Below are 13,896 nucleotides of genomic sequence, written 5' to 3'. Positions count from 1 at the left end.
TATGGCCACAACTACTGCCTGCAAAGGCTGTCGGGACGATTATAAAGTAACAGAAGCGCAGATCGCCCGTATTCTGGCGTCGTCGATGTTCAATGAAGGCAACACTGCTTCAGATCAGGTGTATGCGGAGCGGGTCGCCATGTGCAGCACCTGCCCCAAACTGCAGGATGGTGTAACCTGCACCGCCTGTGGCTGCATCATTCCGGTTGTTGCCCGGTTGAAAGCACGTGGCTGTCCGCTTCCCGGCGGCGGCCTGTGGCAGCCGGTTAACGAATAGGCGCGATACAGATGTCGTCCAGGCCTGGCTGTCTAGAATACAGCATCGCATGAACATGGCTGAACCCAAAACCCCCGAATTCCACCAGCTTGGTAAACTGTGGAATTCGGGGGTTCTTGTTTTTGTTCACTCACGTATAAGTGGGCTTATGCAGATCCGGCCGCCTCACTGCTATCCGGCATATCTGTATAGTATAGATCAACCAGCATGTCTTCGTTATAATTGCCAAACCCTTTACCGAACAGGGTAAGACCCCCGATATGCTCGGCGTCCTCTTCCACCGAAAGCATGAACGTCCATTGTTTGCTGCGAATGCCCACCTGGTCAAGTGTAACCTCGGACAGTTTATGACCATCCATAAAAGTACCCTTGGGCGTAACCCTCAGCTGCTTGAGCAATCCGTATTGATTGGTGAGTGCGGGCCACCAGGAGGGGGTATATTTGCCCTGTCTGTCTCCGTAATCACCGGGACTGGTCCAATAGCCCAGTTTGTGCCCGTTCAGGGTAAAGGTGATGTCCGAAGGCCAATTGTTATTGATGGACGGCGCTTCTGAGGCGATCTCCATCGTAATAACCAGTTCCTCCGGCTGCTGGCTGGACAGCAGAAAGTTGGGGATTTTATATTCGACATACCCCTTGCCAAACCAGAGAATACCGGCATTCATCCGCTCCAAATCCCAGAAGTAACGCGGATCGTCAAAGTTGCCGATGATTTGCTCAGTGGTAGCCAGTCCACAGGTCGGTTCGATCTGAAAATTGGAATAATGCCCGACCGGAATCTCTTTCCGGTGGCATTTACGCTCTATTTTGTCTTGGCCCGGGAACAGAATCTCAGCATGGTCCACGTCAATCGTACAGATTTTCTGCAGGCCGCTCCGTCCGGGAGCCATATGGGTGCGGATCAGCCCGGCGGCTTCCAGCTTACGCACATGCATGGTCATGATCGCACTGCTGAGCTTGACTGCTCCGGCTAATTCCTTGACATTCATGGGCTGAACGGCGAGCAGACGGAGCATATGCAGGCGTACAGAGCTGGATAATGCTTCGTACACCGGCAGGGATTCTTCAGTAAGATCAAGTTTCATGAAAAGCCTCCGATACAGGATTATAGTTAATAATTATATTACTCAAGCGGCATTCTTACAAGCTTCCTGCGGCTGCACTTTTATCACAGACATGTGTGAGCGATGTCCGCTATGATGTACAGGATGAATCAGCGACGAAACAAGGTGCCTTTGATTGTATATCAAGGGATAACAGGGAATCGGGTGCAACTCCCGAGCGGTCCCGCCACTGTAAGGAAGAGCCGGCTTTCAAAAGGTCACTCGGTGATAGCTCCGGGGAAGACGAAAGCCATGCTGTGATCCCGAGCCAGGAGACCTACCTTGTTTGCGCACACACGACTCTACGCGGATAGGAGCGGTGTACGAACGGATGATCAGATGGGGGTGCGCTGCTTGTTTTGGCGGCGGAGCAGCCTTCTCTTTGTGATCTGAACACGTACATGTAACTCCCACCCCTACAGGGCGGGAGTTTTTGGTTTGAAATCTAAGACTTATATGTTTCTCACCATGTCAGAATTAAGGATGGAGGTTTTTGAATGCACAAACGCAGTTTTTGGCGTTTTGCAGCGTTGGTCTGTGTATTTGCCGTTTATTTGTTGCTGAATGAACCGGGCACAGCTGAAGCGATGCACATTATGGAAGGTTTTTTACCGGTAGGCTGGGCGTTGTTCTGGTGGGTGGCCTTTCTGCCATTCTTTTTGCTGGGAGTCCGTAAGCTTACCCGAATCACCCGGGACAATCCCGAGCTGAAGCTGCTGCTGGGTCTGTCGGGTGCCTTCACATTCGTACTGTCCGCCCTTAAAATGCCGTCGGTAACCGGAAGCAGCTCCCATCCTACAGGGACGGGACTTGGCGCTGTGATGCTGGGGCCGCTGCCGATGAGTGTGATCGGATCGGTTGTGCTGTTGTTCCAGGCACTGCTGCTGGCGCACGGAGGGATTACTACACTTGGCGCGAACGCCTTCTCCATGGCGGTGGCCGGACCTTTTGCCGGTTATGCGGCCTATAGGCTGATTATGAAACTGAATGGACGGGAAAAGCTGGCAGTGTTCTGTGCGGCTGCGGTAGCGGATCTGATGACCTATGTCGTCACTTCCTTTCAGCTTGCGGTGGCTTTTCCGTCAGCAGATGGCGGCGTGCTGGCTTCCTTTGCTAAATTTGGCGGTATATTTGCCGTGACCCAGATTCCACTGGCAGTCAGCGAAGGACTCTTGACCGTGCTGCTCTGGAACTGGCTGAAGGCTTACAGTCCGCAGGAGCTGTCACTGCTCAAACGTGCAGCCGGAGGAGGAAGCGAACGGTGAAGAACAAATGGAGAAACCTGTTGATGCTGCTCGCAGTGATTCTGCTGGTGGTCCTGCCGCTTCTGCTCGTGAACGGGGATTTCGGCGGAGCCGATGACGCGGCCGAGAGCGCAATCACGGAGATTGATCCCGCATACAAGCCCTGGTTCAAGCCGCTGGCCGAGCTGCCGGGTGAGACGGAGAGCATGCTGTTCGCGCTGCAGGCGGCTCTTGGTGCAGGAGTTATCGGCTATACGCTGGGTCTCTTGAGGGGGAGACAGGACCGGCAGAAGCTGAATGATTAGAAGAATGGATGCGTTATCCTGCAGCAATGCCCTGAGGCAGCTGTCCCCGATGTGGAAGAGCCTTTTTGCGTCCGTTATGTTCGTACTCGCTTATGTGCTGCATCCGGCGCTTCAGATGCTTATTGCACTCTGGATGATGCGGTGGTGTCTTCTCTACGCCAAAATCCCTCCGCGTGCATATGGCCTACTTGTCGGCACAGCATTGTTGTTCTTCGGCCTCAGCCTGCCGGCATTGCTGGTGGAGCTCGGCCATCCGGCTGCCGGAGAGGCTTCTTGGTATCTGCAGATACCAGGAATGTCCCGGGTTTTGTACATGACCCCGGCAGGGGGAATGCGGGCTGTGCTGCTGCTGGCCCGGGTGTCAGCCTGCCTGGCCTGCTGCCTGTTCATTATACTGACGACACCGTTTGGCGAGCTGCTGCAGGTGCTCCGCCGACTGCGGATGCCGCAGATTGTGCTGGAACTGATGCTGATTATGTACCGCTTCCTGTTCCTGCTGGATGACACAGCCCATGGCCTGCTTCTGGCCAGGCGCCTGCGTGGCGGTCAAAGGGGCTTCAGGTCCAAACTGCGGGAGGCTGCAAGTATGGCAGCTTCACTGTTCGCAAACACCATGCACCGGTACTATGGGCTGTCGCAGGGGCTGGCAACCCGGGGATTTACCGAGGAGATTCTTTTACCGCCCTATGTGAAGCGCACAGTGCCGCTAAGGTTTGCTTTTGAAGCCTATGCCGGAATCGCGCTCCTGGTGGCTGCGCAACTGTGGCTGCTATGGGCTTGATGCAAAAGATGATGATCCATGAGTGAAGCCGCCTGGAAAAGAGGAGCAACATGAATATAGAGTACAGTTTGGACTTTGAAGATGTCATATTTCATTATCCGGACACGATGGAGCCTGCACTCCGCGGGTTGACCGTGGCCATCCCCAAGGGCTGTAAAACAGCCTTGCTTGACATAACGGATCCGGCAAATCAACGTTATTTCTCCATGCGGTGGGTCTGCTGCGGCCGCAAAAAGGTACGCTGCTGCAAGCGGGACTGCCTGTATCGTACACCAAAAAAGAACTGGCCGCCCTGCGCCGCAGAGTCGGTCTGGTCTTTCAGGACCCTGAGCAGCAGCTGATCTTGAGCACGCCACTGGAGGATATCTCCTTCGGGCTGCGGGGCACCGGTATGGATGAGACGGAAATTGAATCACGTTGTGCTGCCGTTCTGGAGCAATTGAACCTTACTGCTCTAAAGGATAAACCCATTCATCAGCTCAGCCTGGGCCAGAAAAAGCGCACTGCGCTTGCAGGCGTGATAGCGATGGAACCGGAGCTGATCTTGCTCGATGAGCCAACGTCCTACCTGGACCCGCTGTCCGAGGCGCAGCTTCTAGATGGCCTGGACAATATACACCATAAGGGCACAACTGTGGTTATGGCCACGCATGATATGAATCTGGCCTACCGCTGGGCGGACTGGATCATCGTACTCGATCATGGTGTCTGCCGGGCCGCCGGAACTCTGGATGATATTTTTGCAAGGCCGGAGACTCTGCAGGCGATTGGCCTGGAGCTCCCGCTGCTGGCAGAGCTGTGGCACAGCCTGCCCCTGCGCGTAACGCAAGGAGTTACGGCTCCCCGGAACGCCGGGGACTTCAAGGCGCTGCTGGGCAGTCTGCTGGGTGAAAGCCTGGGCGTGTAGTGCCAGGCTGGACAGTTGGTGAGGAGCTGCGGCCCGGGTTGATGCGCTGATGAGGGCCATAGGAGGAAGCAGTTGAAAAGCGTCACACACGAACGGGGGAACATGAATGAACAAACTAGGAAAGCTGCTGATTATCGGCTTTGGGCCCGGAGCTATGGAGCATATTACGGGCCGCGCTTTGGCAGCGCTGGAAGAAAGTGAGGCCGTGATCGGCTACAGCACTTATGTGGACTTGATCCGGCCGCTGCTGCGCCATCAGGAAGTTGTCGGTACAGGCATGACCGAGGAGGTCAGCAGGGCCCAGGAAGCGGTTCGCCGGGCCGAAGCCGGGCAGACCATTGCTGTCATCTCCAGCGGAGACGCGGGTGTATATGGAATGGCGGGGCTGGTCTGCGAAGTGCTGATTGAACGGGGCTGGAACCCTGACACAGGTGTAGAGGTCGAAGTGATCCCGGGTATATCGGCCATTCAATCCTGCTCCTCACTGCTGGGGGCACCGATTATGCACGACTCCTGCACCATCAGCCTGAGTGACCATCTTACCCCTTGGGAGAGCATTGCGGCACGTGTAGAAGCGGCGGGAGCCACGGACTTCGTAATTGCCTTTTACAATCCGCGCAGCGGGAAGCGTACACGCCAGATTGAAGAGGCCCGCCAGATTCTGCTCCGTTACCGGGATCCTGCCACTCCGGTCGGGATCGTAAAAAGCGCCTACCGCGACCGTCAGCAGACCATCGTTACGACGCTCCAGGATATGCTGAATTATGAGATCGGCATGCTCTCAACGGTGATCGTCGGCAATTCCGCCACATTGGTCTATGAAGGCCTCCTGGTTACACCACGCGGCTACGGGCGTAAGTACAGCCTTGGCGCAGATGCGCAGGTATTGAAGCCGCATGAACGGCTGCGGACCTCAGCGGAGCCTTGGTCGCTGGCGGCGGCACTGGCAGGCGGTGAAGCTTCCACTATCGGGCAGACCTTGGCTGGTCCGGTACTGAAAGTGCAAGCAGAACGTGAAACGGATGCAGTGAACGCGGGAGCGGTGCAGATAGGCGGGTATCCACCACAAGTGAAGGGGCTCGCAGCGGCAGGGCTGAACGACTCGCTTCCGGGCGACTACGTGAGGGTGACAACCTGTGGCTTTTGTAACTTGAGAAAAGAAGGTGCCCGGACAGCGGCAGAACGGTTATTTCAACAGCTGAACGGCAGGTCTGCGCCTAGAGAGCTGCAGATCAGCGTAACTGGCTGCGGGATGGCCTGCAACTCGGCAGTGCTGGAGGATATCGGCCTTATCTATTCCAAAGGAAGCTTTGAGCTATACCTTGGCGGCAAAAAAACCGGACGTGCCGCTCATGCGGGCACACGGGTCCGTGAGGGAATGAACGAAGAGGAAGCGATAGCCGCTGTAACAGCGGTTGTGGAACAATACTGTGCGCAAGGCTATCCGAATGAGCGGTTTTATACTTTTTTTGAACGGATGGGCCGGGGAATTGCTGTGAACTTCACAAGTTCGAAGAGCATACTGCATGCTGAACACAAGCATCTGCAGAACCCGGAAAGTTCCCGCCGGAGAACGGCTGTGCTGTTAGTAGGACATGGCAGCCGTGTGGAAGAGGGGAATGAGGAGCTGCGGAATTTCACCAGCTTGCTGGCTGCCCGCAGGCCGGAGCTTACGATTGAAACCTGCTTTATCGAGTTGTCGGCCCCCTCCATTTCCGAAGGGATAGATCAATGTGTGCGTGGAGGAGCCGGTAAGGTCTATGTGGTGCCGATTATTTTGTTCGCGGCAGGACATTCCAAGCTGGATATTCCGATGGCTCTGGATCAAGCGAAGCTGAAATATCCGGGTGTGGAATTTATATATGGCCGTCCCCTTGGCGTGCAGGAGAGAGCGGTAGACATTCTGATGGACCGGATCGCCGGGGCTATGCCGCTGTTGCGGCCGATATCGGCATCGTCTCTGCTGGTAACGGCGTCTGGGCTGTCAGAGGAAGAGGTCAAGGTACCGGATGAAGATACTATTGTGCTGGTCATGGGCCGGGGAGGCAGCGACCCGGATGCGAACAGTGACCTCTGCAAACTTACACGGATGCTCTGGGAAAGAACCTCCTATAAAAGCGTCGAGGCCTGCTTTATTGCCATGGCCAAGCCTTCGCTGAACGCAGGATTGGAGCGGTGCCTGGCACTTGGAGCGCGTAAAATCATCGTGCTGCCGTATTTATTGTTCACTGGGGTGCTGATGAAGCAGTTCAGCGAAACGGTGAACGATTTTACTGAAGCTCACCCGGAGATTGAAGTAGAGGCAGGGACCTATCTAGGCTCACATCCGCTGCTGTCCGACATGCTGCTGGATCGGATTGATGAGACTGTAGCAGGCCGGACCGCAGCCAACTGCGACAATTGTAAATACCGCGATGAAGCATCTATTCATCACCACCATCACCATGGTGAAGAGGGGCATAATCACGGCTCCCATGGGGAAGAAGGTCATGGATGTGGTCACGGGCACGAATGCGGTCAAGGGCATCATGGCGGGCATCACGGGCACGATCACACACATGATCATCATGTACACAACCATGAGACAACAGTAGGTGAACCTGCAACTACGGCTGTAGAGGCGGCGGATACCCTGACCCCGTCTGATGTTTCACGGGATGTGCTGCACCTGGCAACTGCTCCAAAGGTGCGTTGACCGCGATGATATTTATGCTGTGTGGTACCAGTGATGCCCGTGAATTGGCGCTGACCCTGTCCCGTGAAGGGTTTAGGCTGCTGGCATCCGTCGTGACGGTAAGCGGTGCGGAACGCCTTGAAGCAGCGGCCATTCCGGCCCGTGTCGGCAGGCTGGATCAACAAGGAATGATCGCCTGTCTGCGGGAGAACGGCTGCAGCGCCATCATCGATGCAAGCCATCCCTTTGCACAGGAGGCGCATGCCCATGCGATGGGAGCTGCTGCTGCGCTTGGGCTGCCCTATTTGCGGTATGAGCGGCGCAGCGTCAGTTATGACAAGCATCCACGATTAATTGTTGTGCATTCCTATGAAGAGGCTGCCCGCAGGGCCAAGCAGCTGGAAGGCTCTATTATGCTGACAACCGGCGGCAAAACTTTAGAGATTTTTACAGAACAGCTGCTGGGTGATTCTGCGATCCGGCTGACAGTAAGACTGCTGCCTTGTCTGGAAAATATACAGAAATGCCTCTCCCTTGGGATAGAGCAGCGCAACATCATTGCCCTGCAGGGACCCTTTTCACGTGAACTGAACGAAGCATTGTACAGACAGTACGGCACACAAGTCATGGTTACAAAAGAGAGCGGAGCCGAAGGTTCCCTCGATGAGAAGGTTTGTGCGGCGCTCGATATGGGAATCTGCGTCATTTTGATTGCACGCCCCGAAACGGCTTTCGGAGATAGCAGCCGGGTGTATCAGTCCTTTGAAGCGATTGTCTCCGCGGTTACAGCTTGTATTAAGAAATGAGGGATAGCTATGGAGTTTGGCACGGGTTTTAAGCCGCTTACGGTGCAGCCGCAGGAAATAGAAAGCCTGAGCTTTCAAATGATAACCCGGGAGCTGGGGGGGCATGAATTTAGCCCTTTACAGTACCCGGTCGTGCAGCGGATCATTCATGCTTCTGCCGATTTTGAACTGGGTCGGAGTCTGGTGTTTCATCCCCGGGCGATGGAGGCGGGAATTTCCGCTATTTTGGAAGGGAAGCCCATTATTGCAGATGTGCGTATGGTGGAAGCCGGGATTGCCAAGGAGCGGATTCACAAATATGGCGGCGAGGTCAGGGTACATATCTCTGATCCGGATGTGATCGAGGCTGCCAAGGCGGAAGGGACAACACGCGCCATCCTCGCCACCCGCAAAGCCTGCGCCGAAGCACCAGGCGGAATCTATGTGATTGGCAATGCGCCAACGGCGCTGCTGGAATTGATCCGTCTAATCAAAGAAGGCGCTGCACAACCGGGACTTGTGATCGGCATGCCAGTCGGGTTTGTATCTGCCGCCGAGTCGAAGGATGAGCTTCGCAAGCTGGATATTCCTTATATCACTAACATCGGACGCAAGGGCGGCAGTACGGTTGTGGTTGCAGCAGTCAATGCACTCAGCTTGCTGGCCGTCCGTCAAGCGGCAGAATCACAAAAACAGGGCTAGTAGAGCGGCGGTGAAAATACTCCAATGCAGCAGAGAAAGGGGGCATTCAGGTCATGGGACAACAAGAGTCACTGGATTTGCAGGGCAGTACGCCCAGCGCGGATTTGGGGAAAGGTGATCCCCCGGTGCCGCTGCGCCGGGGCTATACGACGGGGGCCTGTGCTACCGCAGCCGCCAAAGGCGCAGCACTTCTGCTGATTACGGGCGAAGTTCCTCAGCGCGTGGAGATCAATTTGCCCGCCGGTTACCGGCATACGTTCGAGCTGACGGGGGGCGGGCGCAGCGGCATGGACTCGGCATTCTGTGCAATCGTAAAGGATGCCGGAGATGACCCGGATGCGACACATCAGGCCAGGATTGAGGCAGCTGTAAGCTGGAGCGATATACCCGGCGTAGAGATAGATGGCGGCAAAGGTGTGGGAAGAGTGACCAAGCCGGGATTGCCGGTGGCGGTTGGGGAAGCAGCGATTAATCCGGTGCCCCGCCGCATGATCCTGGAGGAGGTATCCGAGGTGCTCGAGGAGCATGGTGCCGCCCGGGGGCTGCGGGTGGTCATCAGTGTGCCGGAAGGCGAAGCCATTGCGCTGAAAACGTTGAATCCCCGGCTTGGCATCCTCGGCGGCATTTCCATCCTGGGCACGCGCGGCGTGGTGACGCCGTTCTCCACCGAAGCCTATAAGGCAAGCGTGGTGCAGGCGATTTCAGTCGCTGCGGCAATGGGAAACCAACAGATAATTTTGACTACCGGCGGCAGCAGTGAAAAATATGCTATGGCGATGTTCGAAGCGCTTCCGGAGGAAGCTTTTATCCAGATGGGGGAATATGTCGGCTACTCTCTGAAACACGCCAAGGCCTTCGGAATCCGCAATGTTACGCTGGTAGGAATGGCAGGTAAGTATTCGAAGGTCGCGCAGGGCGCCATGCTGATTCACTCCAAACATGCTCCGGTCGACTTCAGTTTTCTGGCCAGGATTGCAGCGGAGTCGGGGGCAGATTGCGAACAGGTGGCGGAGATTGCCGGAGCCAATACAGCCTCACAGGTTGTGGACTACATGACGGAGGCCGGGAATGGCGTTTTTTTTGAGCAGCTGTGCCTGCATGCCTGCAGGCATTGTCTGGAGCATGTGCACGGCGGCATGACGGTGGAGATGGTGCTGATCACCATGAAGGGCCGGGTGCTGGGAAGGACGGAGATCCGTGGCTGAAATTATATATATTATTGGTATCGGTGAGGACGGAGCCGGAGGCTTGACCCCGGACAGCCTGAGCAAGGTACATAGAAGCGAAGTACTGCTCGGCGGGGAGAGGCAGCTGTCTTTTTTTAACACCTACCAAGGGGAAAAGATTGTTCTGAAGAACGGCCTGAAGGCCTTTGCAGACAAGCTGGAGGAAGTATGGAAAGAGCGCCGTGCCGTGGTGCTGGCTTCGGGAGACCCGCTGTTTTTTGGCATTGCCGGGTATCTGGTCCGCAGATTCGGCCCGGAGCATGTCGAGGTGATTCCGCATTACAGCAGTGTGCAGCTGGCGTTTGCCCGGCTTGGGGACAGCTGGCAGGACGCGGAACTGGTCAGTCTGCACGGCCGTCCGATACGGGGCCTGGCCCAACGGATCGACGGTAAGCGCAAAATCGCTTTACTGACCGATGAGGTCAACAGCCCTGCAGTCATAGGAGCCTATTTATGCGAGTTTGGAATGACGGAATATGAGGCGTTTGTCTGCGAGCGGCTGGGCGGGGAAGAGGAGGTCTGCCGGTTCTGGGAGCTTGATGAGCTGAAAAAAGGGAGCTTTGCTCCGCTGAACGTGGTGATCCTGCGGCGCAAGCCGGAGGCCGTCCGTGAAGTGCGCCGCGGATTTGCCTATCCCGACGAAATCTTCCAGCAGCGGCGTCCGGAGAAAGGCCTGATCACGAAGCGCGAGGTGCGGGCTTTTGTCTTGTCAGAGCTGAATTTATCCGAGGACGCAGTGGTCTGGGATATCGGTTCCGGATCGGGAGCAGTAGCAGCAGAATGTGCGCGGATTGCCCGCCTCGGCAAGGTGTACGCCCTTGAAAAAAGTGCGGAGAACCTGCCCAACATGGAAGCCAACCGCCGTAAATTCCGCGCTGATTTTGAGATCATCCATGACACAGCACCCCGCGGCCTGAACCGGCTGCCGGACCCGGATGCGGTGTTTATCGGCGGCAGCGGAGGCGGCCTGAAGGAGATTATTACCCTTTGCGCTCAGCGGCTGCGGCCCGGAGGGCGTCTTGTTATCGGAGCGATAACGATTGAAACGCTCTATTCCAGTATGGAGTCGCTGAAGCTTGAGGAAATGGCTGTCGAAGTGACGCAGATTCAAGCTTCCCGGGGGAAGCCGATCCTCGGCATGACCCGGTTTGAGGGGATGAACCCCGTTTACGTGGTAAGCGGCCGCAGGCAGAACTGCAATAACCCAAAAGATTAGGATGCAGCACTTACTTAGCAGTACACAGTACATAGGAGGGAAACGCAGATGACAACACAAGAAATGGATAACAGGACCGGCACCTTGTACGGTGTGGGCGTGGGTCCCGGTGATCCTGAGCTGATTACACTGAAGGCCTGCCGTTTGCTGAGGGAATGTCCGGTGATTGCCTACCCGGCGACCAAAAAGGGCGGGAAATCCTATGCCCACGAGATTGTAGAGCTGCATGTCAATGCAGACGAAAAGGTTATGCTGGGCCTGGTGTTCCCGATGACCAAAGATCCGGAACTCCTGGCCAGCGGCTGGAACCACACGGCAGAGCTGTGCTGGAATGAGCTGAAGCTAGGCCGGGATGTTGCTTTTGTGACGGAGGGTGATCCGAATCTGTACAGCACCTTCATTCATCTGGCCCGGCTGATGCAGGAGCAGTATCCCGGTGTTCCGGTTGTTTCAATTCCGGGGATTTCGTCGGTGCTGGGGGCAGCTGCCGCGTTGGAGCAGCCGCTTGCCGACGGTAATCAGCGGGTGGGGATTATTCCGGCCACGGACGACCGCGAGGCGCTGAAGGAGGCGTTGCTGCATCATGATACAGTAGTGTTTTTAAAGGTGGCGAAGGTGTTGGACCTGGTACTGGATGTGCTGGACGAGCTAGGCCTTGAAGGAAAAGCATCTGTAGTCACCAAGGTGACCTCCTCGTATGAAACGGTGTGGCGGGATGCACGCGAGCTGCGGGGTCATGAGCTGGAATATCTGAGTCTTATGGTGGTGAGCAAATGACGAAGGCGAGCTTGGAGCCAAAGGTTTATATCGTAGGAGCCGGCCCGGGTGATCCTGAACTGATTACGGTAAAAGGCAGCCGGATCCTGCGCTCCGCGGATGTGGTGCTCTACGCAGATTCATTGGTTAGCGGCGAGCTCATTGCCGGCGCCAAGCCGGGAGCCGAGGTGCTGCAGAGCTCCGGAATGGATCTGGAGCAGCAGGTAGAGATCATGACAGCGGCGGTGAAAAAGGGTAAAAGCGTAGCCCGCGTTCATACTGGCGACCCTTCCATGTACGGGGCGATTCTGGAGCAGATGTCGCTGCTGAAGCGTGCGGTGTCAGCTATGAGATCGTGCCGGGGGTCAGCTCAGTATTTGCTTCGGCGGCGGCGCTGGGCGCGGAGCTGACGGTACCGGACCTGACGCAGACGGTGATTCTGACCCGTGCTGAAGGGCGGACGCCGGTGCCGGAGCGGGAGCAGCTGCGGCAGCTGGCTTCGCATCACTGCACCGTAGCCCTGTTCCTCAGCGCTTCACTGGCCGGACATGTGTCTGCAGAGTTTCTCGCTGCCGGGTGGAGTCCGGACACACCTGTGGCTGTCGTGAAGCGGGCGACCTGGCCGGACCAGCAGATTCTGCGGACTACGGTGTCCCGTCTTGCAGATGATCTGCGGGATGCGGGCATTACCATGCATGCGATGATCCTAGCCGGATGGGCGCTTGATCCGACGCTTACAGAACGTGATCAGCACCGCTCGAAACTGTATGACAAGACGTTTACCCACGGCTGCCGGGAAGGAACCGAATCCGATGGCTAACCGGTATGCGGCGGTTGCTATTACCACAAATGGCATCCGCCTGGCGCTGAAGCTGGGAGCGCTGCTCGCGGATACGGAGGTTTATGGTTATGCCAAGTACAGCGGAGACTTGCAGGAGACTTCGAGCGCCCTTCAGGTGTTCGCGGAGCCGGTCAGAGAGCTGCTTCCGAAGCTGTTCCGGCAGTACGAAGGGATTATTCTGTTCTTTTCGCTGGGGGCGGCGGTCAGGCTGACGGCTCCTCTGCTGACGGATAAAAGAACCGACCCCGCCGTTATCGTCATTGACGAACGCGGAGAGCATGTCATCAGCATGCTCTCCGGGCATCTGGGCGGGGCTAACAGGCTGACGCTGCAGATCGCGCAGCTGCTGGACAGCCATCCGGTGATCACTACCGCCTCGGATGTGCAGGGCACCTTCGCCGTGGATCTGCTCGGTGCTGAGTTCGGCTGGCGCGCAGACCACTTCGCGCCGATGAAAACGGTCAGTGCCGCCTTGGTCAACGGGGAGGCGATGGCCTTCCTGCAGGAGAGCGGCGAACGTGGCTGGCTGCCGCCAGGGGCGGTGCTGCCTGCTCATGTCCGACTCTGCGGAAGCATGGCAGAGCTGCAGGAAGCGCCGTTCAGCGCGGTGATCGTGGTCACGGACCGGTTATTAACCGGGCCGGAGTCGGCAGCGCTGGGCGAGCGGGCCGTTATCTACCGTCCGCGCAGCCTTGTGCTTGGGCTCGGCTGCAACCGTGGCACCTCCCAGGAGGAGCTTGAAACGGTGGTGGGGGATACACTGGCGGAGCTGGGGCTTTCGCTTCTTAGTGTCCGCAATGTTGCCACCGCAGGGATCAAAGGGGATGAGGCCGGTCTTGTAGCCTTGTGCGCCAAATACGGCTGGAAGCTGGCCCTGTATTCGCCGGAGCAGCTGAATACGGTCGTGCTGGAGCAACCTTCAGAGACGGTCTTCAAGGCGACTGGAGCTTACGGCGTCTGCGAGCCGGCGGCCCTGCTGTCCTCAGGTGCCCGTGATCTTGTACTCAAGAAGAAAAAAAGCGGCAATGCAACCATTGCTGTAGCGAGAGTCAGCTTAAACGAAGCGGAGGAGAGCTAGC

The 13,896-nt window shown here is 56.8% G+C and carries 14 protein-coding genes, 2 pseudogenes and 1 riboswitch; of the genes and pseudogenes, 14 read left to right on the top strand and 2 right to left on the bottom strand.

What is annotated here, in order from left to right; genetic code table 11:
* Position 1 precedes the first annotated feature (1 nt).
* A complete protein-coding gene (locus tag ACTJKB_RS06375) occupies positions 2-277 on the top strand; it encodes a DUF6171 family protein (protein ID WP_440832550.1) in 276 nt (91 codons plus the stop codon).
* Here the strand turns inward: ACTJKB_RS06375 and ACTJKB_RS06370 are convergent.
* Entirely contained in the window at positions 267-407 is a 141-nt protein-coding gene (locus ACTJKB_RS06370) for a hypothetical protein (protein ID WP_440832549.1), read from the bottom strand. The two genes, ACTJKB_RS06375 and ACTJKB_RS06370, sit on opposite strands and share 11 nt — an antisense overlap.
* A 16-nt stretch (positions 408-423) precedes the next feature.
* Positions 424-1,362 carry an ArsR/SmtB family transcription factor gene (locus ACTJKB_RS06365; protein ID WP_440832548.1) on the bottom strand — a complete coding sequence of 313 codons (939 nt, stop codon included), beginning with the start codon at positions 1,360-1,362 and terminating at the stop codon, positions 424-426.
* Positions 1,363-1,487: 125 nt separating this feature from the next.
* Positions 1,488-1,679, top strand: a riboswitch (cobalamin riboswitch).
* 198 nt (positions 1,680-1,877) lie between these two features.
* On the opposite strand from ACTJKB_RS06365, the gene ACTJKB_RS06360 reads away from it, so the two are divergent.
* From ACTJKB_RS06360 to ACTJKB_RS06300, 13 genes and pseudogenes are all read left to right on the top strand, one after another.
* On the top strand, positions 1,878-2,645 hold the full coding sequence (locus ACTJKB_RS06360; protein ID WP_440832547.1) for an energy-coupling factor ABC transporter permease: 768 nt from the start codon (positions 1,878-1,880) through the stop codon (positions 2,643-2,645).
* Positions 2,642-2,929, top strand: a complete 288-nt coding sequence (locus tag ACTJKB_RS06355; protein WP_440832546.1) for an energy-coupling factor ABC transporter substrate-binding protein — start codon at positions 2,642-2,644, stop codon at positions 2,927-2,929. Before ACTJKB_RS06360 ends, ACTJKB_RS06355 begins: the two co-directional genes overlap by 4 nt.
* Positions 2,922-3,710 carry a cobalt ECF transporter T component CbiQ gene (gene cbiQ, locus ACTJKB_RS06350; protein ID WP_440832544.1) on the top strand — a complete coding sequence of 263 codons (789 nt, stop codon included), beginning with the start codon at positions 2,922-2,924 and terminating at the stop codon, positions 3,708-3,710. The genes ACTJKB_RS06355 and cbiQ overlap by 8 nt, the downstream gene beginning before the upstream one ends.
* Positions 3,711-3,921: 211 nt before the next feature.
* On the top strand, positions 3,922-4,617 hold the full coding sequence (locus ACTJKB_RS06345; protein ID WP_440832542.1) for an energy-coupling factor ABC transporter ATP-binding protein: 696 nt from the start codon (positions 3,922-3,924) through the stop codon (positions 4,615-4,617).
* Between the two features lie 106 nt (positions 4,618-4,723).
* Positions 4,724-5,551, top strand: a pseudogene (gene cobJ, locus ACTJKB_RS06340) (precorrin-3B C(17)-methyltransferase); the annotation flags it as partial.
* A gap of 66 nt (positions 5,552-5,617) precedes the next feature.
* Positions 5,618-7,312: a CbiX/SirB N-terminal domain-containing protein gene (locus tag ACTJKB_RS06335; protein ID WP_440832756.1), complete on the top strand. Its 1,695-nt coding sequence runs from the start codon at positions 5,618-5,620 to the stop codon at positions 7,310-7,312.
* Positions 7,313-7,317: 5 nt separating this feature from the next.
* The gene (gene cobK / locus ACTJKB_RS06330) at positions 7,318-8,097 is read left to right on the top strand and encodes a precorrin-6A reductase (protein ID WP_440832541.1); all 780 of its coding nucleotides are present in this window, start codon (positions 7,318-7,320) and stop codon (positions 8,095-8,097) included.
* Positions 8,098-8,106: 9 nt separating this feature from the next.
* On the top strand, positions 8,107-8,778 hold the full coding sequence (locus ACTJKB_RS06325) for a precorrin-8X methylmutase (protein ID WP_440832540.1): 672 nt from the start codon (positions 8,107-8,109) through the stop codon (positions 8,776-8,778).
* Positions 8,779-8,831: 53 nt separating this feature from the next.
* Entirely contained in the window at positions 8,832-9,983 is a 1,152-nt protein-coding gene (locus tag ACTJKB_RS06320) for a cobalt-precorrin-5B (C(1))-methyltransferase (RefSeq protein WP_440832539.1), read from the top strand.
* Positions 9,976-11,220: a precorrin-6y C5,15-methyltransferase (decarboxylating) subunit CbiE gene (gene cbiE, locus ACTJKB_RS06315; protein ID WP_440832538.1), complete on the top strand. Its 1,245-nt coding sequence runs from the start codon at positions 9,976-9,978 to the stop codon at positions 11,218-11,220. Before ACTJKB_RS06320 ends, cbiE begins: the two co-directional genes overlap by 8 nt.
* A gap of 48 nt (positions 11,221-11,268) precedes the next feature.
* Positions 11,269-11,997: a precorrin-2 C(20)-methyltransferase gene (gene cobI, locus ACTJKB_RS06310; RefSeq protein WP_440832537.1), complete on the top strand. Its 729-nt coding sequence runs from the start codon at positions 11,269-11,271 to the stop codon at positions 11,995-11,997.
* Positions 11,994-12,796, top strand: a pseudogene (gene cobM, locus ACTJKB_RS06305) (precorrin-4 C(11)-methyltransferase). The gene cobI and the pseudogene cobM overlap by 4 nt, the downstream one beginning before the upstream one ends.
* Positions 12,789-13,895 carry a cobalt-precorrin 5A hydrolase gene (locus ACTJKB_RS06300; RefSeq protein WP_440832755.1) on the top strand — a complete coding sequence of 369 codons (1,107 nt, stop codon included), beginning with the start codon at positions 12,789-12,791 and terminating at the stop codon, positions 13,893-13,895. The pseudogene cobM and the gene ACTJKB_RS06300 overlap by 8 nt, the downstream one beginning before the upstream one ends.
* The last annotated feature ends 1 nt before the right edge of the window (position 13,896 follow it).

Source organism: Paenibacillus sp. 22594, assembly GCF_052044425.1.
GTDB lineage: Bacteria > Bacillota > Bacilli > Paenibacillales > Paenibacillaceae > Paenibacillus_AQ.
Note: the sequence above shows the minus strand (reverse complement) of the source record. Positions and strands in the feature narration are given on the sequence as shown.